Origin of the sequence: Azospirillum argentinense, from assembly GCF_000632475.1 — a bacterium.
Lineage (GTDB): Bacteria > Pseudomonadota > Alphaproteobacteria > Azospirillales > Azospirillaceae > Azospirillum > Azospirillum baldaniorum.
In genome coordinates this window covers 105,314-126,831 of record NZ_CP007793.1, presented here as the reverse complement: position 1 = coordinate 126,831, position 21,518 = coordinate 105,314, and the positions used below count along the sequence as shown (strand labels likewise).

The following is a 21,518-nucleotide window of genomic DNA, read 5'->3' as shown; positions in this document are numbered from 1 at the left end:
CCGATTTTGCGGGGCACCCTAAGCACAAGCGGCGAGTGCTGTCCAGTGCCGCGCGGCGGGCCGCTATCATGCCCTTGGCCATCCCCTTGGCGCCACCGCCGATGCCCGCGACCGGGCGCGTTCAGGGGGCTTGACAGGCTTCCTCCGCATCACCATTATCCGCCGCACGCCGGTGACGGTGTGTGGGGCCGTAGCTCAGCTGGGAGAGCGACGCGTTCGCAATGCGTAGGTCGGGAGTTCGATCCTCCTCGGCTCCACCAAATCCCCCAAGACAGTGATGCGACACAGGAATTCGCCCGGAAGCGGCGGAATTCCCCGCGGTGTGATGCCGCCCTGTCGCACGACGCCTTCAGCCAAATCGCGTCCATCCCCGGCATAAGACCGCTTCTACTCGAAGAAGTCCTCGTCCACACGCTTGATGTGCAGGGTCTCTTCGATCCGGCAGCCGACCTCGTGCCGGATCATCAGCTTGGCCAGTTGGATACCGTCGATCAGCACGATGCGGGTGCCGAGCCGGTCGGCCGTCTCTCGGGCTGACGTCGTGAAGGCGGAGGTGGTGACGAACAGCCCCTTGGTCGCCTTGAACAGGTTCAGGCTGCCGAAGAAATCACGAATCGCCCCGGCTCCGACGGTGTTCCCATCGGCGTACCGCTTGGCCTGGACATAGACCCGATCCAGCCCAAGCGGGTCCTGGTCGATGATACCGTCCACACCATCGTCGCCGGACTTGCCGACCAGAGCCTTGTCGAGTTCCGTCACCGACCCGCCGTAGCCCATGGTGATCAGCAGGCGAACGACGGTCTTCTCGAAGAAGGCCGGCGTCCCGGACCGCACCCGCTGGAGAATCTCCTCCGCCAACGACGCCTCGATCCGCAAATGGGCCTGCCGCATCACCTCATCGGGGGTCAGGGGACTTTCGGCAACCGAAAGCACGACCTCGGCCGCCTCGGCCGCCCCGGCCTCGCCGTCGCGGAAACTTTTGAAGCTCGGGAATTGCTCCAAGAACCGAACGGTGATCCGGTCGGGGGGCGAGTTCAGCACCTGCCGGCCGGTCTCGGTGATACGGAAATGTGCCCGTCGGGTCGGTTCGACCAACCCGGCTTTGCTGAGATAGCTCTTCGCCCAACTCACGCGGTTGCCGAAGGTCGTCTGTTGCTTCGACGGCACGAGATGAGCCCGCTCCTCGTCGGTCAGGGCGAACTCATCCGCAAGAATGTCCACCACATCGCGGATGCGGACCTCGCCACCCCCGGCGGCGGTCTTCAGCACGGGGAGCATCAGGGTCTGAAAATCGGGAACACCCATTGCGAGCCCAACGTCTCTTCAAAAGTGTGCAAAGCGACGGCACTCTATCAGACCGGGTGCCACAGGCAACGGCGTTCCGGATAGCGACGGCATCCCGTTTCTACTCCACCGCCTGACGCAGGGCGGCGGCGCTCGCCCAGGGGGCCAGCGGCAGGGCGCCGGCCAGAAGGCCGCCCAGCAGCAGCAGATGCGGGCGCGGAGTCAGGCCGTTCAGCGCGGCGTCGATGGCCCCGGCGCCGAAGATCAGCACGGGGATGTAGAGCGGCAGGATCAGCAGCGACAGCAGCACGCCGCCGCGCCGGGCGCCCAGAGTCAGCGCGGCGCCGATGCTGCCGATCAAACTGAGGATCGGCGTGCCGACCAGCAGGGTCAGCACCAGCACCCCGAACCCTTCCGCGTCCATGTTCAGCAGCAACGCCAGCAGCGGGGCGGCGGCGATCAGCGGCAGGCCGGTCACCAGCCAGTGGGCCAGCGTCTTGGCCAGCACCACCGCCTCCATCGGCAGGGTGGACAGCGACAGCAGCTCCAGCGAGCCGTCCTCGTAATCGTTCTGGAACAGCCGCTCCAGCGACAGCAGCGAGGCGAGCAGGGCCGCCACCCAGATCACCCCGGCGGCGATGCGGGCGAGGATGTTCGGCTCCGGCCCGACGCCGAAGGGGAACAGGACCACGCACAGAACGAAGAACATCACGGCGATGCTGGCGTCCGACCCCTGGCGCAGCGCCAGCCGCAGGTCGCGCCCGATCAGGCGCAGGAAGCGGGTCACGCCGCGTCCTCCTCTTCCAAAACGTCGTCGTCCTCGCCCCCGTCGTCCTCGCCATGAGGGACGGGGGTGAACTCGTCGAGGTGCAGCTCGCCGGCGCCGGGCATGGCGATGTCCACATGGGTGGAGACGGCGACCATGCCGCCGCCGGCCCGGTGCTCCGCGATGATCTCCTCGAACAGGGTGATGGCCGCGCGGTCGAGCGCCACGGTCGGTTCGTCGAGCAGCCACAGGGCGGCGGGGGCGGCGATGATGCGGGCGAGGTTCAGGCGCCGCTTCTGCCCGGCCGACAGGTAGCGCCCCGGCACGTTGGCGATGTGCGGCACGCCCAGCCGGTCCAGCGCCTTCAGCGCGTTGCCCCGCGGATCGGCGGCGCCGCCCAGCGTGGCCCAGAAGGACAGGTTCTCCACCGCGCTCAGCACCGGCTTCACCGCGTCGAGATGGCCGACGTAGTGGATGCGGCCGCGGTGGGCGTCGGGATCGTCGGTCACCGGCACGCCATCCCAGGACAACTGGCCGCGGATCGGCTTCAGCAGCCCGGCCATGACGCGCAGCAGGCTGGACTTGCCGCTGCCGTTGGGGCCGAGCAGGAACAGCGCCTCCCCCGGCGCGATCCGGAAGTCCAGCCCGGTGAAGACCAGCCGGTCGCCACGGAGGCAGGTCAGCGCGGAACCGGCGAAAACGGGCATGGCGACGGGCGGGCTCTTGCGGTGGACGAAGCGGGGGGAGCTATAGCACAGCCTGTCCGGGTGCCAAAAAGAAACGGCCTCACAAAAGGTCGGGCCAAACAGAAACGGCCCCAAAAAGAAACGGCCCCAAAAAGAAACGGCCATCGCAAGGGGGTTCTTGCGATGGCCGCCGATCCAGCCGGGGCCTGGCTGGGGGCGCCGGAAAACCGGAGCCCTGATCGTCGCTTAGGGGCCGGGCCGCAGGGGTTCACGGGTCCGGCCAGCCACTTCATGCCGTAAGGCTCCGTCCGGTTTAGGGCCAGAAAGTGGCGAAATTTTGATCCGATGAATGTCCCTTTCCATTCCAGGGCATTGCCCGGGCGAAGCGGAGCGGGCATTCATAGGCGCCTTCGCCCCCTCGCTGCTCAACCGGACCGGGTGCCTGCCATGACCCTGCTGATCGACCTGTTCAACGGCCTTCCCGACATCGCCCGCATCATGCTGATGCTCAGCGTGGTGGCGGCGTCGGGGCTGGCGCTGGGACAGATCAAGGTGCGCGGCGTGGGGCTGGGCATCGGCGGGGTGCTGTTCGCCGGCATCGCCGCGGGGCACGTCGCCAAGGCGCTGGGCCTGACCTTCGACCATCACGTCCTGCATTTCATGCGGGAGTTCGGGCTGATCCTGTTCGTCTACACCATCGGCGTGCAGGTCGGCCCCGGCTTCTTCGCCGCCCTGAAGAAGTCCGGCCTGACGCTGAACCTGCTGGCCGCCTCGCTGGTCGGGCTGGGGGTGCTGGTGGCGGTGGCGATCCACGAGATCGGCGGGGTGCCGCTGCCGGCGGTGCTGGGCATCTTTTCCGGCGCCGTCACCAACACGCCGTCGCTGGGTGCCGCGCAGGAGATGCTGCGCGAGGTCGGGGCCTCGGCGGCGGAGATCAACACGCCGAGCCTCGGCTACGCCGTCGCCTACCCCTTCGGCATCGTCGGCATCCTCATCACCATGGGGCTGATCCGCGTCGTCTTCCGCATCGACCCGGCGGCGGAGGCCGAAACCTTCGAACGCAAGCGCCGCGCCCAGGTGGAAACCTTGGAGACGCTGGACGTCGCCGTGCGCAACCGGTCGGCCATGGGGCTGCCGCTGCGCGACATGGCGCTGTTCGGCGACCAGGGGGTGATGATCTCCCGCCTGCTGCGCGAGGGGCGGCTCCAGGTGCCGCACCCGGACACCTGCCTGCGCGCCGGCGACGTCGTGCATCTGGTCGGGCCGCGGGTCAAGCTGGAGGCGACGAAGCGGCTGCTCGGCGAGGCGGCGGAGGTCACCCTGACCACCAAGGGCACCGACATGCGCTGGGACCGGCTGGTCATCACCAACGAGCATGTGCTGGGCAAGGCCATCGGCCAGCTCGACCTCGCCGACGCCTACGACGTGGTGGTCAGCCGGGTCAACCGCGCGGGCGTGGAGCTGGTGCCGAGCCCGGCCCTGCACCTCCAGTTCGGCGACATCCTGACCGCCATCGGCAAGCCGTCGGACCTCCAGCGGGTGGCGGCGCTGATGGGCAACTCGGCGCGGCGGCTCCAGCAGGTGGAGTTCGTGCCGGTCTTCATCGGCATCCTGCTGGGCGTGCTGCTCGGCTCCATCCCCTTCTACATTCCGGGGATGCCGGCGCCGCTGAAGCTGGGTCTGGCCGGCGGGCCGCTGGTGGCGGCGATCCTGCTGGCGCGCATCGGCCACATCGGGCCGCTGGTCTGGTTCATGCCGCCCGCCGCCAACATGGCGCTGCGCGAGATCGGCATCGTCCTGTTCCTGGCGGTGGTTGGGCTGATGTCTGGCGACCGCTTCGTCGAGACGCTGGTGCACGGCGACGGGCTGCTGTGGATCGGCTGCGGCGTGCTGGTGACGCTGATCCCGTTGCTGGTCGTGGGCGTCATCGCGCGGGCTTTCGCCCGGCAGAACTACCTGACGATCTGCGGGCTGCTGTCCGGCAGCATGACGGACCCGCCCGCGCTCGCATTTGCAAACGCAATGAGCGCATCGGAGGCTCCCGCCCTCGCCTATGCCACTGTTTACCCTATGGTTATGTTTCTGCGTATCCTTGCGCCGCAGTTGATCGTCCTGTTCCTTTGGTAAGGAGGCGGCCCGGCGGGGACGCTTCCCACGGGATCGGCGGGCGGTCTGTCCTCGCGTGAGGAGACGTGGCCATGCACGCGCTCATCGACCTCTTCCTGGCCATGCCGCCCATTGCGCGCGTGGTGTTCATGCTGGGCATCACCTCGGCCCTCGGGCTGGCGCTCGGCCACATACGGCTGCGCGGGGTCGGGCTGGGCATCGGCGGCGTGCTGTTCGCGGGCATCGCGGTCGGCCACTTCGCCAAGCAGGCCGGGGTGACGCTGAACGCCGAGATGATGGAGTTCATCCGCGACTTCGGCCTGATCCTGTTCGTCTACACCATCGGCATCCAGGTCGGCCCCGGCTTCTTCGCGGCGCTGAAGAAGTCCGGGCTGGCGCTGAACGGGCTGGCGCTGCTGATGGTCGGGTCGAGCATCCTGCTGACCGCGATCCTGGTGCTGTTCGACCTCGTGCCGCTGGGCTCCGGCCTCGGCGTCTTCGCGGGCGGGGTGACCAACGCCCCGGCGCTGGCCGCCTCGCAGCAGGTGCTGAAGGAGGTCGGGGCCGACGCCGCGGTGATGGCCCTGCCCGGCCTGGCCTTCGCCGTCACCTACCCCTTCGGCATCGCCGGCAACCTGCTGGCCATGGCGGCGGTGCGGATCGCCTTCCGCATCGACCCGCAGGAGGAGGCCAGGGCCTTCGAAGCCGCCCGGCGCGCCGAGGTCGCGGCGCTCGACACCATGGACATCGCCGTCACCAACCCGGCCCTGCGCGGGGTGCGGCTGGGCGACCTGACCCTGCTGCCGAGCCTGGGGGTCTGCGCGTCGCGGCTGCTGCGCGGCGGCCAGCTCCGCGTGCCCGGCGAGGACACGCGGCTGGAGGAGGGCGACGTGCTGCATGTGGTCGGCCCGCGCCCGAAGCTGGAGCAGGTCCGCCTGCTGATGGGGCGGGAGGCCGACGTCCGGCTGACCACCAAGGGCAGCGACCTGCGGTGGGAGCGCATCGTCGTCACCGCCAACCCGGTGCTGGGCAAGTCCATCGCCGCGCTGAACCTCAAGGGGGCGTGCGACGTGGTGGTCAGCCGGGTCAACCGCGCCGGCGTGGAGCTGGTGCCCAACGCCGCGCTGAAGCTGCAGTTCGGCGACATCCTGACTGTGATCGGCAAGCCCGACGACCTCAAGGCGGCCGCCTGCATCATCGGCAACTCCGAACGGCGGCTGCAGACGGTGGAGATGATCCCGGTCTTCGTCGGCATCACGCTGGGCGCGCTGCTGGGCGCCATCCCGCTGTTCCTGCCGGGCATGCCGGCGCCGCTGCGGCTGGGCATGGCCGGCGGGCCGCTGATCGTCGCCATCGTGCTGGCGCGCATCGGCCACATCGGGCCGCTGGTCTGGTTCATGCCGCCCGCCGCCAACCTCGCCTTGCGCGAGATCGGCATCGTCCTGTTCCTCGCCGTGCTGGGCATAGCCTCGGGCGACCGCTTCGTCGAGACGATGGCGAGCGGCGCCGGACTGCCCTGGATGGCCTGGGGCGTGCTGGTGACCATCGTGCCGCTGCTGCTGACCGGGCTGCTGGCGCGCGGAATGATGAAGCTGAACTTCCTCAGCATCTGCGGCGTGCTGGCCGGGGCACAGACCAACCCGCCGGGCCTCGCCTACGCCAACGCGGTGGTCGCGTCCGAGGCGCCGGCGCTGGCCTACGCCACCGTCTACCCGCTGGCCATGTGCCTGCGCATCCTGGCGCCGCAGCTTCTGGTGCTGATGCTGTGGTGAAAAACCCGCCGGCTTCCCCCGTCGTGCGGTTGCCCCGGAGCCCGCAAAATCCGCGTTGCGGGAGTTTGTCCGCCGGACTAGCCTAGCGGCACCGTCCATGGTTGGCCGGTCCAGTCTTCTCCCGCCGACAAGCCCCGCATGCACCGACACCCGCCCACGAATCCCAACGCCCCCGAAGCCGTCCTCGTCGAGAATGTCCACAAGCGCTTCGGTCCGCTGGAGGTGCTGAAGGGCGTCTCCCTGACCGCGCGCGAAGGCGACGTCATCACGCTGATCGGCTCCTCCGGCTCCGGCAAGAGCACGCTTCTGCGCTGCATCAACATGCTGGAGGTGCCGGACGAGGGGCGGATCGTCATCGGCGGCGAGGCCATCGGCCTGAAGAAGGCGCGCGGCGGCCAGACCGTCCCCGCCGATTCCCGGCAGGTGGACCGCATCCGCACCCGGCTCGGCATGGTGTTCCAGAGCTTCAACCTCTGGACCCACATGACCATCCTGGAGAACGTCATCGAGGCGCCGGTCCATGTGCTGGGCGTCCCGAAGGCGGAGGCGGTGGACCGCGCGCGCAAGCTGCTGGACAAGGTGGGCATCCTGGCCAAGGCCGAGTCCTACCCGGTGCAGCTCTCCGGCGGGCAGCAGCAGCGCGCCGCCATCGCCCGCGCGCTGGCCATGCAGCCCAAGGTGATGCTGTTCGACGAGCCGACCTCCGCGCTCGACCCCGAGCTGGTGGGCGAGGTGCTGCTGGTCATCCGCCAGCTCGCCGAGGAGGGCAACACCATGATTCTGGTGACGCACGAGATGGGCTTCGCCCGCGAGGTCGCGTCGGAGGTGGTGTTCCTTCACCAGGGTCGGATCGAGGAGCGGGGGCCGCCCGACCGGGTTCTGGTCAATCCGGAATCGGACCGCGTGCGACAGTTCCTGTCGCGCCACCTGTCCGGCGGCGGCTGATTCGGTCGCGCGAGGACGACCCGCTCAATTCCCTTGACTGGCGCTGTAAAACCGTAAACCTCAGAGCCTGCCCGAGCATAAGAGCCATCCATAAGGGCATCAGAACAGAGGAGGTTTTCCCGTGAAGAAGATCGTTGCGGCCCTGGCGCTCGGCGCCATCGTGGCGGTTGCCGGCACCGCCGCCGAAGCCAAGGACTGGAAGAAGATCCGCATCGCCACCGAGGGCGCCTACGCCCCCTGGAACGCGACGGACCCATCGGGCAAGCTGGTCGGCTTCGAGCCGGACCTCGCCCTGGAACTGTGCAAGCGGATCAAGGCCGAGTGTGAGATCGTCGCCCAGGATTGGGACGGCATGATCCCGGCCATCCAGCAGGGCAAGTACGACGCCATCATGGCGGCGATGTCGATCACCGACGAGCGTGAAAAGGTCATCGCCTTCGCCGGTCCCTACGGCACCGAGCCGTCGATGTTCGGCACCATGAAGTCCTCGCCGCTCGCCAAGGCGACCTTCCCCGGCGAGCGCTACGACCTGTCGAAGGACGACCCGAAGGCCGCCATCGCCGCCCTGGCCGACGCGCTGAAGGGCAAGACGGTCGGTGTGCAGACCTCGACCATCCAGGCGAACTTCATGGAGAAGCTGCTGCCGCAGGTGGCGGTCCGCACCTACGACAAGCTGGACAACGCCGGCATCGACATGGCCGCCGGCCGCGTCGACGCCATCTTCGGCGACCGTTCGGCGGTGGATGCCATCCTCAAGGCCGACGCCGGCAACGGCATGACCCTGTTCGGCCCGGCCTTCGCGCGCGGTGTGCTGGGCAAGGGCGTGGGCGTGGGCCTGCGCAAGGCCGACGGCGACCTGAAGGAGCTGTTCAACAAGGCCATCGCCGAGGCCAACCAGGACGGCACCATCACGAAGCTGAGCACCCAGCACTTCGGCTACGACATCTCGATCAAGTAACTGGTCGATCAAGTAACCGGCCATCATGTGAAGGGATGCCCCTCTCCCCCGTCGCGGGGGGAGGGGAACCCGGTTCGGAGCCCTTTCGGAGCCCATTTCGGAGCGCATGTTCGAACTTCTCTCCTTCGGCCCGAACGGGTGGGGCGGCCAGCTTCTCGGCGGGGCCGCGATGACGGTCGCCGTGTCGGTGTCGGCCTTCGTCCTCGGCCTCGTCTTCGGCTCGCTCGGCGCGTCGGCGAAGCTCAGCCGCAACCTCGCCCTCACCGGCGTGGCGGAGGTCTACACCACCGTCGTCCGCGGCGTGCCCGAACTGCTGGTCATCTACCTGCTGTTCTTCGGCGGCAGCGGCGCGGTCATGGCCGTCGGCCGGGTCTTCGGCTACGAGGGCTACATCGAGCTGAACGCCTTCTCCATCGGCGTGCTGGCGGTCGGGCTGATCTCCGGCGCCTATTCGACGGAGGTGATCCGCGGCGCGGTCCAGGCGGTGCCCCACGGCCAGATCGAGGCGGCGCGCGCCTGCGGCATGTCGCGCTGGCTGATCCTGCGCCGCATCCTGGTGCCGCAGACCCTGCGCTACGCCCTGCCGGGACTGGGCAACGTCTGGCAGCTCACCCTGAAGGACACGGCGCTGATCTCCGTGACGGCGCTGGCCGAGATCATGCGCGTGTCGCATGTGGCGGCGGGGTCGACCCGCCAGCCGTTCCTGTTCTACACCACCGCGGCGGTGCTCTACCTCCTGCTCACCACCGTCTCCACGGTGGCGTTCGAGCGGGCGGAACGCTACGCCAATCGCGGCGTGCGGAGGGCCTGACCCATGAACTGGGAACTGATGTGGGACAGCGTGCCCACCCTCCTGCGCGGCGTTCCGGTGACCCTGCAGCTGGTCGGGCTGGCGCTGCTGTTCGGCGCGGGCGTGGCCTTCGCGGTGGCTCTGCTGCGGCTGTACGGCAATCGCGTCACCGAGCGGCTGATGGCCGCCTATGTCTTCGTGTTCCGCGGCACGCCGCTGCTCGTGCAGATCTTCCTGATCTATTACGGCATGGGCCAGTTCGAGCTGGTGCGCAGCAGCTTCCTGTGGATCTACCTGCGCGAGCCCTTCTGGTGCGCGATCCTGGCGCTGACGCTGAACACCGGCGCCTACACCAGCGAGATCCTGCGCGGCGCCATCCTGTCGGTGCCGCAGGGGCAGATCGAGGCGGCGCGGGCCTGCGGCATGTCGCGCACGCTGCTGTTCCGCAGGATCGTGATGCCGGTGGCGATCCGCCAGATGCTGCCGGCCTACGGCAACGAGGTGATCCTGATGGTCAAGGCCAGCTCGCTCGCCAGCACCATCACGCTGCTGGAGATCACCGGCATCGCCCGCAAGATCATCGCGCAGAGCTTCGCGGTGTTCGAGGTGTTCATCGTGGCGGGCAGCATCTATCTGCTGCTGAACTTCATCGCCTCGCGCCTGATCCGCTACGCGGAGTGGCGCATGACCCCCTACCTGCGGGCGCGGGGGTAGCCTTCATCCCCTCCCCTGCGAGAGCGGGGGAGGGTTAGGGTGGGGGCAAGAGTTCTTCCCTCACTCAACAGGCGTGCGAGGCGCTCACGAACCGCTCGCCATCGTGGCGGCAACGGTCGCGCTGCCCTGGGGTTGGCACCGTGACCCTTACGACCGGTTGGGGACCGGCCGCGGTCGCCGCTACCCTACGTTAGACGGTGGAGTAGGACCGGCTTCCTGGGAAGCCGGTCCGCAACCATCAATTTTGCAGGCTTGCCATGAAATAAGTGATCGGCGCATCACAGATGACCGCACCGGTCGATGAATTGGTGTTGTTGACGCAAAGCTCAACATAGTCCGTCGTGCCGTTGAGATAGACCAGCGCCGTCGTTCCGGCAGCAGCGTTGAAGCTGGACGCGGCATAGCATTTGGCCGAGGCGTTCAGAACACCGTTCAGGTAAAGGCCGACATGCAGGGTGTTCGCCGTATTGGTGGCCATCATCGCCTGTCCGCCAATCAGATAGTGCCCTTCCTTCGACGGCTGGAACCGTGAGTTGGCGGTGTCGAAGGCGCCACCGACGTTGAAATCGGTATGGGTCAGAGCGACCTTCGTCCAGACATTGTTCACGATGCCGCTCTGATTCACGCCGTTGCGGTGCGCGCGGCAAGCGATGCGCGTTTCGGCGGCTGGCGCCAGATCGGACAGTGCTCGCTCGTCGACAATGACGTCATTGGCAATGGCCGCGGTCGTCTCGGTCAGGAAAACCCGCGCAACCGGCAGGGTGCCCGCAGGAAGGGCCGGGGGAGTCAGGCTGTTCACGCTGCCGGTGACGATCGCCGCGCTTCCCGAAACCCGATCGATGACCACACGGTCGATGCGGAAGCCCGACACGGGCGGCGTGAAGGAGCCGACGACCTGCGCTTTCACCTCAAGCAAATTCGTGTTGTGAAGCAGATATCCCGGATCGAGCGCTATGGTCAAATCGGGTGACACTTGGGCGTGCGGAGCGAATGGGCCAACGACGCGCTGAGCCACGGCCCAGTTGGCAACGCTTTGCGACTGGCTGGTCGGGTTGAAGGTTTGCACGGACATATGTCTGCTCCTTTGGAAAAACCATCATTGCGAAGCCATACCCCCTTTTGCGCCGGGGTTTTTTGGCACACTCTTATCTTTAAATTCCTACTGAAGCCCTGTAAAGGAAAATTTACCTATGAAGCGTTCTTTCCGCTGCGGGACGCAGCGTTGGGAGACGGCATCGGTTGTGAAACGGTGACGGGGAGGAAGGGCCGGAAAGCATGGCCTCCATCAGGCGGAGGTGGCAGGCCGACGCTTCGGCCAATTGCGCTGCGCCTACGGATCGTGCTTGGTCCGGCCGGTGGACTTTTTTGCTCATCCCACACCAACGTAGCATGGAAAGGCCGCGTCAACCCGTCGTACCGTCAGTGCGACAGGCCGCCGCACCGTCCTGAAAACACCACGGTGTGCGGCCATGTTTCCTGACCAAGATCAAGGCGAAACCCCTCGCGCTGGGGCATCACTGAGCTTATATCGTCCGCAGCACGACCAGAGGCCCATAGGTCCTATGCATCGATTTGCAAATCCTGCCCGCTTCCAGCGCCTGTCGGCGGCGATCCTGCCCTGGACGGCGGGGGCGACCGTGATCCTGCTGATCGTCGGGCTCTACGTCGCGCTGATCGGCTCGCCCCGCGACTATCAGCAGGGCGACACCGTTCGGATCATGTACATCCATGTGCCCGCCGCCTGGATGAGCCTGTTCGTCTACGTCAACATGGCCATCGCCGCGGCCTGCGGGCTGGTGTGGAAGCACCCGCTGGCCGACCTGTTCGCCAAGGCCGCCGCCCCGGTCGGCGCCGGCTTCACCTTCATCTGCCTCGTCACCGGCTCGCTGTGGGGCGCGCCGATGTGGGGGACGTGGTGGGTGTGGGACGCGCGGCTGACCAGCGTGCTGATCCTGTTCTTCCTCTATCTCGGCTACATGGCGCTGGTGAACGCCTTCGACGACCCGCAGCGCGGGACGCGGGCGGGCAACGTGCTGCTTCTCGTCGGCATCGTGAACGTGCCGATCATCAAATTCTCGGTGGACTGGTGGAACACCCTGCACCAGCCGGCCAGCGTCATCCGCATGGGCGGGCCGACCATCGACGGGTCCATGCTGGTCCCGCTGCTGGTCATGGCGCTGGGCTTCACCGCCTACTTCATCACGGTGGTCCTGCTGCGCCTGCGGGCGGAGATCGTGCAACGCAAGATCCAGACGATGCGCCTGACCGAGGCGCAGGGCTGAGGCACGGGAACAGGCGGGGCCGGAGGTAAGGATGGCAGAGTTTTTCGCGATGGGCGGCTACGCCGCGTATGTCTGGTCGTCCTACGCGCTGGCGGCGCTGGTGATGGTCGGCCTGTTGGCCGCCACGCTGAAGGCGCTTCGTAGCGCCGAGACGACCCTGAAGGCGCTGGAAGGCAGCCGTCCGCCGCGGCGGCGCCGGGCGCGCAACGGAGCCGCGGCGTCGCCCGCGGCGGAGGTTGGTGAAGGATGACCCGCAAGAAACGGCGCCTCTACATGCTGGGCCTCGCCCTGCTGGGCCTTGGCGCGGCCACCGCCCTGACGCTGACGGCGTTCGAGGACAACATCGTCTTCTTCTTCAGCCCCACGCAGTTGCAGACCCAGGACATCGGCGACCGCAACTTCCGCCTGGGCGGTCTGGTCGAGGAAGGCAGCGTCAGCAAGATGCCCGACGGGGTGACGACGCAGTTCCGCGTCACCGACACGGTGCACACCGTCGCGGTCAGCTACCGCGGCCAGCTTCCCGACCTGTTCCGCGAGGGCCAGGGCGTCATCACGGAAGGCCGCATGATCAACGGCGTCTTCCAGGCGCGCGAGGTGCTGGCCAAGCACGACGAGAACTACATGCCGCCGGAGGTCGCCGCCGCGCTGAAGGAAGCGGAGCACTTCAAGGCGAACTCGAAGGAGCAGAAGCCCAGCTCGTGACGCTGGCGGCTTCCTGCATCCTCCTCATTCCGTTCTTTTAGGGAGCATCGGGCCCGTGATTCCCGAACTCGGCCATTACGCGCTGGTGCTGGCGCTGTTCGTGGCGCTGGTGCAGTCCGGCGTTCCCCTGGTGGGTGCCGCCACCGGCAACGCCGCCTGGATGGGCGTCGCCCGCCCCGCCGCCATCGCGCAGTTGCTGCTGGTGCTGGTCGCCTACGGCGCCCTGACCTGGGCCCATGTGGTGTCGGACTTCAGCGTGTCGAACGTGGTCCAGAACAGCCACTCGATGAAGCCGATGCTCTACAAGGTGTCGGGCGTGTGGGGGAACCACGAAGGCTCGATGATGCTGTGGGTCGTCATGCTGACGGCGTTCGGCGCGGCGGTCGGCATCTTCGGGCGCAACCTGCCGCCCTCGCTGAAGGCCCGCGTCATCTCCGTGCAGGGCATGATCGGCGTCGGCTTCCTGCTGTTCATCCTGATCACGTCGAACCCCTTCATCCGCGTGGTTCCGGCGCCGCTCGACGGCAACGACCTGAACCCGCTGCTCCAGGACCCCGGCCTCGCCTTCCACCCGCCCTTCCTCTACGCGGGCTATGTCGGCTTCTCCATCGCCTTCTCCTTCGCGGTCGCCGCGCTCATCGAGGGGCGCGTCGACCCGGCCTGGGCGCGCTGGGTGCGTCCCTGGACGCTGGCCGCCTGGTCGACCCTGACCGCCGGCATCGCGCTCGGCTCCTGGTGGGCCTATTACGAGCTGGGCTGGGGCGGCTGGTGGTACTGGGACCCGGTCGAGAACGCCTCCTTCATGCCCTGGCTGGCCGGCACCGCGCTGCTGCACTCCGCCATCGTGGTGGAGAAGCGCGACGCGCTGAAGACCTGGACCATCCTGCTGGCGATCATCACCTTCTCGCTGTCGCTGATGGGCACCTTCCTGGTGCGCTCGGGCATCCTGACCTCGGTCCACGCCTTCGCGGTGGACCCGGCGCGCGGCGTCTTCATCCTGGTCCTGCTGGCCATCGCCACCGGCGGCTCGCTGCTGCTCTACTCCGTGCGGGCGCCCAGCCTGAAGACCGGCGGCCTGTTCGCCCCGGTCAGCCGCGAGGGCTCGCTGGTGCTGAACAACCTGCTGCTGTCCACCGCGACGGCGACGGTCTTCATCGGCACGCTCTACCCGCTGTTCCTCGACGTGCTCGACCTCGGCAAGGTGTCGGTCGGCCCGCCCTTCTTCAACGCCACCTTTATCCCCGTCGCCATCCCGATGGTGATCGCCATGGTGGTCGGCCCCTTCCTGGCCTGGAAGCGCGCCGACCTGCTGGGCGCCCTGACCCGGCTGTGGACGGCCGGCGTGGCGACCGTGGCCTGCGTCGCCATCGCCGCCTACGTCACCAACGGCGGCGGCCCGCTGCTGGCGCTGGTCGGCGTCGCGCTCGCCGCCTGGGCCTTCTTCGGCTCGATCGCCGAGTTCGCGGAGCGCATCCGCCTGTTCCGCATCCCGGTGAAGGACAGCTGGAACCGCGCGGTCAACCTGCCGCGCAGCGCCTGGGGCATGACCATCGCCCACGCCTCCATGGGCATCGCCATCGCCGGCATGACCGGCACTTCGGCGTGGCAGAGCGAGACCATCCAGGCGATGAAGCCGGGCGACAACGCCACGGTCGGCGCCTACGCTGTGCATTTCGACCGCGTCGGCGCAGTGCAGGGGCCGAACTACAGCGCCGAGCAGGGCGTCTTCACCGTCACCCGCGACGGCAGGACCATCGCCACCCTGACGCCGCAGCGCCGCAGCTACCCGGTCACCCGCATGACGACGACCGAGGCGGCGATCCACACCACCTGGCTGTCCGACGTCTATGTGGCGCTGGGCGACCCGACGCAGAATGGCACGGCCTGGACCGTGCGGCTGTACCATCACCCGCTGGTGCCGTGGATCTGGATCGGCTCGCTGGGGATGATGCTGGGCGGGCTGGTCAGCCTGTCCGACCGCCGCTTCCGCGTCGGCGCCCCGGAGCGCCGCCGCGCCGCCAAGGGCACCCTTCAGCCCGCCGAGTAAGGACACGCTTCCGATGCGCCGCCTGATCTATCTGTTGCCGCTGCTGCTGTTCGTCGGTGTCGGCGTGGCCTTCCTGCGCGGGTTCGACCGCGACCCGCGCGACATCCCCTCCGCCCTGATCGACAAGCCGGCGCCGGAATTCTCGCTGCCGCCGCTGCCGGGCTACAAGGAAGGGCTGTCCAACGCGACGCTGAAGGGCGACGTCACGCTGGTGAATGTGTTCGCCTCCTGGTGCATCCCGTGCAAGGCCGAGCACCCGATCATCACCCGTCTGGCCCGCGAGCAGGGCGTGACGGTGCGCGGCATCAACCACAAGGACAAGGCGGAGGACGCCATCGCCTGGCTGAACCGCAACGGCGACCCCTACGCCAGCATCGGTGTCGACCTGGACGGCCGCGTGTCCATCGACTGGGGCGTCTACGGCGTGCCGGAGACCTTCCTGCTCGACCGCCAGGGCCGCATCCGCTTCAAGCATGTCGGCCCCCTGACCCCGCAGGTGGTCGAGGAGCAGATCCTGCCCATGGTCAAGCATCTGCGGAGCGCGTCGTGAGAGCCTTCCTTCTCGCTGTCCTGCTGGCGTTGACCCCGGTCACCGCCTCCGCCGTCCAGCCCGACGAGGTGCTGAAGGACCCGGCGCTGGAAGGCCGCGCCCGTGAGATCAGCAAGGATCTGCGCTGCCTCGTCTGCCAGAACCAGTCGATCGACGATTCCAACGCGCCGCTCGCCCGCGACCTGCGCGTGCTGGTCCGCGAGCGGCTGACCGCCGGCGACAGCAACCAGCAGGTGCTGAGCTTCGTCACCGACCGCTACGGCGACTATGTGCTGCTGCGCCCGCCCTTCAAGGCGACGACGCTGTTCCTGTGGATCGGCCCCTTCGTGATCCTGGCCATCGGCGGCGTCGTGACGGCAGTGTACCTGCGCGGGCGGAAGGGGGCTGCCGCCGATGGCCCGATGACCGCGGGCGGCGACACCGCCCCGCTGACCGAGGACGAGCGGCGGCGCCTGGACGCCCTGCTCCGCAAGGACAAAGCCTGATGCTGTTCTGGATCGTCGCCGCCGCCCTGACGGCGGCCGTGGTGCTGCTGATCGTGCCGCCGCTGCTGAGGAAGCCCGAGGGCGCCGCCGAGGAGCGCGCCGCCTACGACCTGGAGGTCTACCGCGACCAGCTGGGCGAGCTGGAGCGCGACCAGGGCCGCGGCCTGATCAGCGAGGCGCAGGCCGCCGCCGCCCGCGCCGAGATCGGCCGCCGCATGCTGGCCATCGCCGACCGCGGCAAGGCCTCTGCGAAGGATGGGGCGAAGGGCAGCGCGACGGGCAAGACCGCCGCCGCCCGCGCCCCGCGCAGTGCGATGGCGCTGGCCGCCCTGCTGGCCGTCCTGCTGCCGCTCGGCACGCTGGCCGTCTATGGCAAGCTGGGCCGTCCGGAGTTGCCGGCCCAGCCGCTGGCCTCGCGCAATCTCGACCATGAGCGCGGCGGGCCGCCGAAGAACGTGCTGGCGGCGATGGACAAGCTGAAGGCCCAGCTCGCCGAGACCCCCGACGACCCGCAGGGCTGGGCCATCCTCGGCCAAGCCTACGCCAAGATGGGCCGCCTGTCCGAGGCCGCCGACGCGCTGGGCAAGGCGGTGGCCCTGGCCGGCGACGATCTGGAGCTTCTCGGCAGCTACGGCGAGGTCCTGATCTCGGCCAACGGCGGCACCGTGCCGGACGAGGCCCGCAAGACCTTCGATCGCGTGCTGGCGAAGGACCCGACGGAGCCGCGCGCCCGCTTCTACGCCGCGCTGGCCCGTTTCCAGGCCGGCGACAGCAAGGATGCGCTGGAGCGCTGGAGCGCCCTGCTCGCCGAGTCCCACGCCGACGCGCCCTGGGTGCCGATCGTCCGGACGCAGATCGCGGAGGCCGCCAAGGCGCTGAACCTCGACCCGGCCAAGGTGACGCCGGAACCGCTGCCCGCCCAGCAACAGCCGCCGGTCGCCCAAAACCAGGGCCAGAACCAGGGCCAGGGCCAGGGCCAAACCGAGGGCGAGGACCAGCAGCAGATGATCCGCGGCATGGTCGACGGGCTGGCCGCCCGGCTGGAGGCCAACCCGGACGACGTGGACGGCTGGCTGCGGCTGTCGCGCTCCTACGGCGTGATGGGCGAGTCGGCGAAAGCCATCGACGCCGCCCGCAAGGCGCGGGAGCGGGCGCCCCAGCGGCCCGACGTGCTGGTCGCCTACGCCTCCGCTCTGTTGTCGGCGGAGCCGCGGAGCAGCAAGCCCGGCCCGATGCCGGAGGAGGCCGTCGCCTCGCTCCGTCAGGCGCTGGCGGCCGAACCCGACAACCGCGACGCGCTCTGGCTGCTCGGCCTGAACGCCGCGGGCGTCGGCCAGACCGCCGAAGCCACCGACCTGTGGACCCGCCTGCTGGCCCAGTTCAAGCCGGAGGAGCCGGAATACACGCTGATTCGCGCCCGCCTCGAGTCGCTGAAGGCCGGCGGCTGATCCTCTCCCGAATGTCCCTTGCACCCGGACCGGTCCGAAGAGCAGGATAGCGATGCACGCTGGGGTGGCGTTTCCGGCAATGGAGCGCCACCCGCAGGCCGATCCGCCAGGGACGCGACCGATTGCCCACCCACGCGCTCACCGCCAAAGGTCCCGCCACCGGCCCCGGCATGGCGGGAAAGCCGCTGGAGGCGGCCTTCTGGATGCTGGGGGCCGCCCTGTTCATCGCCATCGGCAACGCGATGATCCGCCACGTCAGCGGCGAGCTTCACCCCTTCGAAATCGTCTTCTTCCGCAACCTGTTCAGCCTGATGTTCATGCTGCCCTGGATCGCGGCGGTCGGGCTGGGGCGGCTGCGCACCGGACGGGCGGGGCTCTACGCTTCGCGCTCGGCGACCAGTCTGGTGGCGATGCTGTGCTGGTTCTACAGCGTCACCCACATGCCGCTGCCGGACGCCACGGCGCTCAGCTTCACCATCCCCCTCTTCGTCACCGCCGGGGCCGCGCTGTTCCTGAACGAGACGGTGCGGGCGCGGCGCTGGGCCGCCGTTCTGGTCGGGCTGGCCGGGGTGATGATCGTCATCCGCCCCGACGAAGCCACCCTGGACCCGACGATCCTGGTCATGCTCCTGCATTGCGTCGCCGCCGCCATAACCACGCTCCAGGTGCGGGCGCTGGCGACCTCCGACGGGGTGATGGTGGTGGTCGCCTACATGGGGCTGTTCCTGACCCCGATGGCGCTGGTGCCGGCGCTGTTCGTATGGGAGTGGCCGAGCTGGACGGCGCTCGGCTGGCTCGTCCTGCTGGGCGGCATCCTGACCCTGGGACAGTTGGCGATGACCCGCGCCTTCAAGCTGGCGCCGGCCTCGGCGATGATGCCCTACGACTACGCCCGCCTGCCCTTCACCGCCCTGCTCGCCTGGCCGCTGTTCGGCGAGGCCATGGACGTCTGGGGCTGGGTCGGGGCCGGGGTGATCGCCGCCTCCGCCCTCTACACCGCGCATCGCGACGCCGCGCAGTCCCGCGCTGAGCGGAGCGCGGCCAAGGCGTGAGCCGTCAGCCGTTTCCGGCGGGTTTCATCCCGGAAGCGTCACCCGCGGCAGGCTTCATCTGCTGCTCCTTGCGCAGGGCGGCGCGGGCACGCTCCTCATGCTCCGGCTTAAGATTGCTCCGCACCGCATGGACGGCCGTGGCCAGCACCGCCGCATCGTCCACGAAACCGACCGCGATCAGCCAGTCCGGGATGGAGTCGGCGGGCAGCACGAAATAGGCCAGCGCCGCCATCAGGATCGCCTTCGCCTTGAAGGGCGTCTGCGGGTCGGTCGCGCAGAAGAAGGCGGCCAGCGCCTGCTCCAGGAAAGGAACGCGGTGCAGGTTGGCGCGCAGCGTGTTCCAGAAGCGGCGGCGGACGTAGCGCTCGTTCCGCTCCACGCGGACGGGGTCGATGACGGTGGGCAAAGCGGCGGCGGCTTCGGTGGGTCCGTCGGTGGCGATCGGCATGGCTTTCCCTGGGCTCCCCCTGCACCGGCCGCCCTTCCCGGTGGACCGGGCGGGGCGGCCTGTTGCACAGTTGCGTGGAGTGACAACAGCGCAGACGCGCCAACGGTCCCGCCAAGGGTTCGACTACGGCCAAAGCGTCAAAAGGAGGAAACCGCCATGCCGATGAAGAAGGGCTACAAGGAGTTGCTGGCCGAGGCAAACGCCCGCATCCAGGCGATCACGCCGCAGGAGGCGCTGTCCCTGCACGGCGACCCCGACGTGGTCTTCGTGGACATCCGCGACCCGCGCGAGCTGACGCGCGACGGCATGATTCCCGGCGCCTTCCCGGCCACCCGCGGCATGCTGGAATTCTGGGTGGACCCGGACAGCCCCTATCACAAGCCGGTCTTCGCGTCGGGCAAGCGCTTCGTCTTTTACTGCGCCAGCGGCTGGCGCTCGGCGCTCGCCACCGACACCGTGCAGTCGATGGGGCTGGAGAACGTCTGCCACCTCGACGGCGGATTCAAGGGCTGGAAGGAGGCCGGGCTGCCCGTCGCCATGCCGCCCGCCACCGAACGCAAGGGAAGCTGAGATGGAACAGAGGGTCAGCCTGATCACGCTGGGGGTCGCCGACCTCGCGCGCAGCCGCCGCTTCTACGAGGAGGGGCTGGGCTGGACCCCCTCCCCGGTCAGCCAGGATGCCATTACCTTCTACCAGCTGGGCGGCGTGGCGCTCGCCCTGTTCGGGCGGGAGGCGCTGGCCGAGGACGCGCATCTGGCGGAGTCCGGCCCGACCTCGGGCTTCGGCGGCATCACGCTGGCCCACAACCTGCGCAGCAAGGCGGAGGTGGACGCCGTCATGGCCCAGGCCGAGCGGGCCGGCGGACGCATCCTGAAGCCGGCGCAGGACGTCTTCTGGGGCGGCTACAGCGGCTATTTCGCCGACCCGGACGGCCACCCCTGGGAAGTCGCCTGGAACCCCTTCGCCGCGCTGGGCGAGGACGGAAGCTTCAAGCTGGAGGGATGACGGGCGCTCATTCTTAAGCGCCTCTCTGCACTGGATGCGGCTCCAAACCGTCCCTTCATCACAAATTTCAAATTTTTCTGATGTGCGGCATTTTCATCACCAAATCTTCTTTATGCTCGAGATGGGTCCTTCGCCCCGCAGCACTGGCCTCCCTTGCTCCCCCCTAAAGGGGGGAGCAAGGGAGGCCAGTGCTCGCTTCTATCGGATGAGGCTCCGCACCTCTCCTCCTTCGGAGGAGAGGTGCGGAGCCTCATCCGACTGGACCATTGCTTTCTTTGGAAAGAATGCTATATCCTGATTTCGCAGGAAAGGAGGTGGCCATGCTGACGCATCAAACGATAAACAGTGCGATATCCAACGCGCAGGTTGTCACTAAGGCTGTCCTCCGCGCCGCCGATCAGCTTGATATCCCCAACACAATCCTGGCGAAAATCCTGGGCGTCTCGGAGCCTACGGTGTCGCGCATGCGCAAGCATGGTCTGACACTGTCAACCAGCGATAAGTCTTTCGAACTTGCAATTCTCTTCATTCGTCTTTATCGGTCGCTTGATGCCATTGTTGGCGGCGATCCGAACGTTGCCCGCGCGTGGCTGAGAAACGTCAACACAGCGCTGGACGACAGCAAGCCGCTGGATAAAGTCCAGACCATAACCGGGCTGGTGCATGTCATCCATTACCTGGACTCCCGCCGAGCTGTCCTCTAGCCAACGCACCTTGGTGGGCGAATGCTGGCGCTTGGTGGAGGCCCAAAACAAGGTCTCCACACTCAAGCTGGTTGACAGCTTGGACGAGCAGGACCTTCTCGAACGGTTGATCGAAGGCACGAAGCCCCCGGTTCCCAACGAATGCCAGGGGCTTCACTTTCTCCTGTTCACACCGTTCCGGTACGATGCCCCCTACCCTGCGGGATCACGCTTTCGGCGTGCCGGACTGACGCCGGGGGTCTACTACGCCGCGGAGAGCGTGCGCACGGCGGTCGCCGAACTTTCCTTCTACCGCCTGCTGTTCTTTGCGGAGTCGCCCAGCACGCCGTGGCCGGCCAATCCCAATGAATACACCGCTTTCTGCATCGCCTACGGAACGGATCGGGGATTGGACCTGACCGCCCCACCTCTGGACCGGGACACCGCGACGTGGTCGCACCCGACCTATTACGAGCCCTGCCAGAGCTTGGCCGAGACGGCGCGGCAAGCCGGCATCCAAACCATTCGCTACGCTTCGGTGCGCGATCCGGACAAAGGCGCTTGCCTCGCCCTGCTGACCGGCGCGGCCTTCCGGGAACCAAAGCCAACCACCTTCCAGACTTGGCGGATTTACTTGCGCGGTTCGGGCATCCAGGCGCTGTGCGAGTTCCCGGACATTCGCCTGGAGTTCAACCGTTCCACCTTCACCGGCGACGCCCGCATCGCCGCGATGCGCTGGGACCGCTGAGCCTTCCCCCAAAAGGAAACAGGGGGCTGCGAGAGCCCCCCGTTCC

The 21,518-nt window shown here is 68.1% G+C and carries 23 protein-coding genes and 1 tRNA gene; 19 read left to right on the top strand and 5 right to left on the bottom strand.

What is annotated here, in order from left to right; all coding sequences use genetic code 11:
* The first annotated feature begins 184 nt into the window (after positions 1–184).
* A tRNA-Ala gene (locus tag ABAZ39_RS00585) sits at positions 185–260 on the top strand.
* A gap of 127 nt (positions 261–387) precedes the next feature.
* On the opposite strand, the gene ABAZ39_RS00580 is transcribed toward ABAZ39_RS00585, so the two are convergent.
* The 3 genes from ABAZ39_RS00580 to ccmA all read right to left on the bottom strand — a co-directional run bounded on the left by ABAZ39_RS00580 (position 388) and on the right by ccmA (position 2,757).
* Positions 388–1,305 (bottom strand): restriction endonuclease, encoded by a 918-nt coding sequence (locus ABAZ39_RS00580; protein WP_038525731.1) that lies wholly within the window; start codon positions 1,303–1,305, stop codon positions 388–390.
* Between the two features lie 100 nt (positions 1,306–1,405).
* On the bottom strand, positions 1,406–2,071 hold the full coding sequence (gene ccmB / locus ABAZ39_RS00575) for a heme exporter protein CcmB (RefSeq protein WP_014238686.1): 666 nt from the start codon (positions 2,069–2,071) through the stop codon (positions 1,406–1,408).
* Positions 2,068–2,757, bottom strand: a complete 690-nt coding sequence (gene ccmA / locus ABAZ39_RS00570; protein WP_038525728.1) for a heme ABC exporter ATP-binding protein CcmA — start codon at positions 2,755–2,757, stop codon at positions 2,068–2,070. Before ccmA ends, ccmB begins: the two co-directional genes overlap by 4 nt.
* Before the next feature lie 426 nt (positions 2,758–3,183).
* On the opposite strand from ccmA, the gene ABAZ39_RS00565 reads away from it, so the two are divergent.
* From ABAZ39_RS00565 to ABAZ39_RS00540, 6 genes are all read left to right on the top strand, one after another.
* Positions 3,184–4,863, top strand: coding sequence for a putative transporter (locus tag ABAZ39_RS00565; RefSeq protein WP_038525725.1), 1,680 nt, complete (start codon positions 3,184–3,186; stop codon positions 4,861–4,863).
* Positions 4,864–4,934: 71 nt separating this feature from the next.
* Complete coding sequence (locus ABAZ39_RS00560) at positions 4,935–6,614, top strand: putative transporter (RefSeq protein ID WP_103040550.1); 1,680 nt, start codon at positions 4,935–4,937, stop codon at positions 6,612–6,614.
* A gap of 138 nt (positions 6,615–6,752) precedes the next feature.
* Positions 6,753–7,559, top strand: a complete 807-nt coding sequence (locus tag ABAZ39_RS00555) for an ABC transporter ATP-binding protein (protein ID WP_014238681.1) — start codon at positions 6,753–6,755, stop codon at positions 7,557–7,559.
* 121 nt (positions 7,560–7,680) lie between these two features.
* On the top strand, positions 7,681–8,517 hold the full coding sequence (locus tag ABAZ39_RS00550; protein ID WP_038525723.1) for a transporter substrate-binding domain-containing protein: 837 nt from the start codon (positions 7,681–7,683) through the stop codon (positions 8,515–8,517).
* 106 nt (positions 8,518–8,623) lie between these two features.
* On the top strand, positions 8,624–9,328 hold the full coding sequence (locus ABAZ39_RS00545; RefSeq protein WP_014238679.1) for an ABC transporter permease: 705 nt from the start codon (positions 8,624–8,626) through the stop codon (positions 9,326–9,328).
* A 3-nt stretch (positions 9,329–9,331) separates the two neighbouring features.
* Positions 9,332–10,021: an ABC transporter permease gene (locus ABAZ39_RS00540; RefSeq protein WP_035669708.1), complete on the top strand. Its 690-nt coding sequence runs from the start codon at positions 9,332–9,334 to the stop codon at positions 10,019–10,021.
* A 238-nt stretch (positions 10,022–10,259) separates the two neighbouring features.
* On the opposite strand, the gene ABAZ39_RS00535 is transcribed toward ABAZ39_RS00540, so the two are convergent.
* On the bottom strand, positions 10,260–11,093 hold the full coding sequence (locus ABAZ39_RS00535) for a hypothetical protein (protein ID WP_038525720.1): 834 nt from the start codon (positions 11,091–11,093) through the stop codon (positions 10,260–10,262).
* Positions 11,094–11,583: 490 nt separating this feature from the next.
* On the opposite strand from ABAZ39_RS00535, the gene ABAZ39_RS00530 reads away from it, so the two are divergent.
* The 8 genes from ABAZ39_RS00530 to ABAZ39_RS00495 all read left to right on the top strand — a co-directional run bounded on the left by ABAZ39_RS00530 (position 11,584) and on the right by ABAZ39_RS00495 (position 18,587).
* Positions 11,584–12,303, top strand: coding sequence for a heme ABC transporter permease (locus ABAZ39_RS00530; RefSeq protein ID WP_014238690.1), 720 nt, complete (start codon positions 11,584–11,586; stop codon positions 12,301–12,303).
* A 31-nt stretch (positions 12,304–12,334) separates the two neighbouring features.
* Positions 12,335–12,553: a heme exporter protein CcmD gene (gene ccmD / locus ABAZ39_RS00525; RefSeq protein WP_038525718.1), complete on the top strand. Its 219-nt coding sequence runs from the start codon at positions 12,335–12,337 to the stop codon at positions 12,551–12,553.
* Positions 12,550–13,005 carry a cytochrome c maturation protein CcmE gene (gene ccmE, locus ABAZ39_RS00520; RefSeq protein WP_038525715.1) on the top strand — a complete coding sequence of 152 codons (456 nt, stop codon included), beginning with the start codon at positions 12,550–12,552 and terminating at the stop codon, positions 13,003–13,005. The genes ccmD and ccmE overlap by 4 nt, the downstream gene beginning before the upstream one ends.
* A gap of 55 nt (positions 13,006–13,060) precedes the next feature.
* Positions 13,061–15,052, top strand: a complete 1,992-nt coding sequence (locus ABAZ39_RS00515; protein WP_038525712.1) for a heme lyase CcmF/NrfE family subunit — start codon at positions 13,061–13,063, stop codon at positions 15,050–15,052.
* A gap of 13 nt (positions 15,053–15,065) precedes the next feature.
* On the top strand, positions 15,066–15,602 hold the full coding sequence (locus ABAZ39_RS00510; protein WP_038525709.1) for a DsbE family thiol:disulfide interchange protein: 537 nt from the start codon (positions 15,066–15,068) through the stop codon (positions 15,600–15,602).
* Complete coding sequence (locus ABAZ39_RS00505; protein WP_038525706.1) at positions 15,599–16,087, top strand: cytochrome c-type biogenesis protein; 489 nt, start codon at positions 15,599–15,601, stop codon at positions 16,085–16,087. The genes ABAZ39_RS00510 and ABAZ39_RS00505 overlap by 4 nt, the downstream gene beginning before the upstream one ends.
* A complete protein-coding gene (gene ccmI / locus ABAZ39_RS00500; protein ID WP_038525704.1) occupies positions 16,087–17,535 on the top strand; it encodes a c-type cytochrome biogenesis protein CcmI in 1,449 nt (482 codons plus the stop codon). Before ABAZ39_RS00505 ends, ccmI begins: the two co-directional genes overlap by 1 nt.
* Before the next feature lie 122 nt (positions 17,536–17,657).
* Positions 17,658–18,587, top strand: a complete 930-nt coding sequence (locus tag ABAZ39_RS00495) for a DMT family transporter (protein ID WP_081862838.1) — start codon at positions 17,658–17,660, stop codon at positions 18,585–18,587.
* 4 nt (positions 18,588–18,591) lie between these two features.
* On the opposite strand, the gene ABAZ39_RS00490 is transcribed toward ABAZ39_RS00495, so the two are convergent.
* Positions 18,592–19,035 (bottom strand): YkvA family protein, encoded by a 444-nt coding sequence (locus tag ABAZ39_RS00490; RefSeq protein ID WP_014238698.1) that lies wholly within the window; start codon positions 19,033–19,035, stop codon positions 18,592–18,594.
* 156 nt (positions 19,036–19,191) lie between these two features.
* Here ABAZ39_RS00490 and ABAZ39_RS00485 point away from each other — a divergent pair, with 156 nt between their 5' ends.
* The 4 genes from ABAZ39_RS00485 (at position 19,192) to ABAZ39_RS00470 (ending at position 21,472) form a co-directional block, all read left to right on the top strand.
* The gene (locus tag ABAZ39_RS00485; RefSeq protein WP_198129134.1) at positions 19,192–19,605 is read left to right on the top strand and encodes a rhodanese-like domain-containing protein; all 414 of its coding nucleotides are present in this window, start codon (positions 19,192–19,194) and stop codon (positions 19,603–19,605) included.
* A 1-nt stretch (position 19,606) separates the two neighbouring features.
* Positions 19,607–20,041 (top strand): VOC family protein, encoded by a 435-nt coding sequence (locus ABAZ39_RS00480; RefSeq protein WP_035669751.1) that lies wholly within the window; start codon positions 19,607–19,609, stop codon positions 20,039–20,041.
* 320 nt (positions 20,042–20,361) lie between these two features.
* Positions 20,362–20,745 carry an antitoxin Xre/MbcA/ParS toxin-binding domain-containing protein gene (locus ABAZ39_RS00475; protein ID WP_038525701.1) on the top strand — a complete coding sequence of 128 codons (384 nt, stop codon included), beginning with the start codon at positions 20,362–20,364 and terminating at the stop codon, positions 20,743–20,745.
* A complete protein-coding gene (locus tag ABAZ39_RS00470) occupies positions 20,705–21,472 on the top strand; it encodes an RES family NAD+ phosphorylase (protein ID WP_038525698.1) in 768 nt (255 codons plus the stop codon). Before ABAZ39_RS00475 ends, ABAZ39_RS00470 begins: the two co-directional genes overlap by 41 nt.
* The last annotated feature ends 46 nt before the right edge of the window (positions 21,473–21,518 follow it).

Excerpts from the sequence above, each read along its gene's own strand:
- ABAZ39_RS00580 (WP_038525731.1), bottom strand. The coding sequence starts at position 1,305 with ATGGGTGTTCCCGATTTTCAGACCCTGATGCTCCCCGTGCTGAAGACC.
- ccmA (WP_038525728.1), bottom strand. The coding sequence starts at position 2,757 with ATGCCCGTTTTCGCCGGTTCCGCGCTGACCTGCCTCCGTGGCGACCGG.
- ABAZ39_RS00565 (WP_038525725.1), top strand. The coding sequence starts at position 3,184 with ATGACCCTGCTGATCGACCTGTTCAACGGCCTTCCCGACATCGCCCGC.
- ABAZ39_RS00560 (WP_103040550.1), top strand. The coding sequence starts at position 4,935 with ATGCACGCGCTCATCGACCTCTTCCTGGCCATGCCGCCCATTGCGCGC.
- ABAZ39_RS00555 (WP_014238681.1), top strand. The coding sequence starts at position 6,753 with ATGCACCGACACCCGCCCACGAATCCCAACGCCCCCGAAGCCGTCCTC.
- ABAZ39_RS00545 (WP_014238679.1), top strand. The coding sequence starts at position 8,624 with ATGTTCGAACTTCTCTCCTTCGGCCCGAACGGGTGGGGCGGCCAGCTT.
- ABAZ39_RS00540 (WP_035669708.1), top strand. The coding sequence starts at position 9,332 with ATGAACTGGGAACTGATGTGGGACAGCGTGCCCACCCTCCTGCGCGGC.
- ABAZ39_RS00535 (WP_038525720.1), bottom strand. The coding sequence starts at position 11,093 with ATGTCCGTGCAAACCTTCAACCCGACCAGCCAGTCGCAAAGCGTTGCC.
- ABAZ39_RS00530 (WP_014238690.1), top strand. The coding sequence starts at position 11,584 with ATGCATCGATTTGCAAATCCTGCCCGCTTCCAGCGCCTGTCGGCGGCG.
- ccmD (WP_038525718.1), top strand. The coding sequence starts at position 12,335 with ATGGCAGAGTTTTTCGCGATGGGCGGCTACGCCGCGTATGTCTGGTCG.
- ccmE (WP_038525715.1), top strand. The coding sequence starts at position 12,550 with ATGACCCGCAAGAAACGGCGCCTCTACATGCTGGGCCTCGCCCTGCTG.
- ABAZ39_RS00510 (WP_038525709.1), top strand. The coding sequence starts at position 15,066 with ATGCGCCGCCTGATCTATCTGTTGCCGCTGCTGCTGTTCGTCGGTGTC.
- ccmI (WP_038525704.1), top strand. The coding sequence starts at position 16,087 with ATGCTGTTCTGGATCGTCGCCGCCGCCCTGACGGCGGCCGTGGTGCTG.
- ABAZ39_RS00490 (WP_014238698.1), bottom strand. The coding sequence starts at position 19,035 with ATGCCGATCGCCACCGACGGACCCACCGAAGCCGCCGCCGCTTTGCCC.
- ABAZ39_RS00485 (WP_198129134.1), top strand. The coding sequence starts at position 19,192 with ATGCCGATGAAGAAGGGCTACAAGGAGTTGCTGGCCGAGGCAAACGCC.
- ABAZ39_RS00480 (WP_035669751.1), top strand. The coding sequence starts at position 19,607 with ATGGAACAGAGGGTCAGCCTGATCACGCTGGGGGTCGCCGACCTCGCG.
- ABAZ39_RS00475 (WP_038525701.1), top strand. The coding sequence starts at position 20,362 with ATGCTGACGCATCAAACGATAAACAGTGCGATATCCAACGCGCAGGTT.
- ABAZ39_RS00470 (WP_038525698.1), top strand. The coding sequence starts at position 20,705 with ATGTCATCCATTACCTGGACTCCCGCCGAGCTGTCCTCTAGCCAACGC.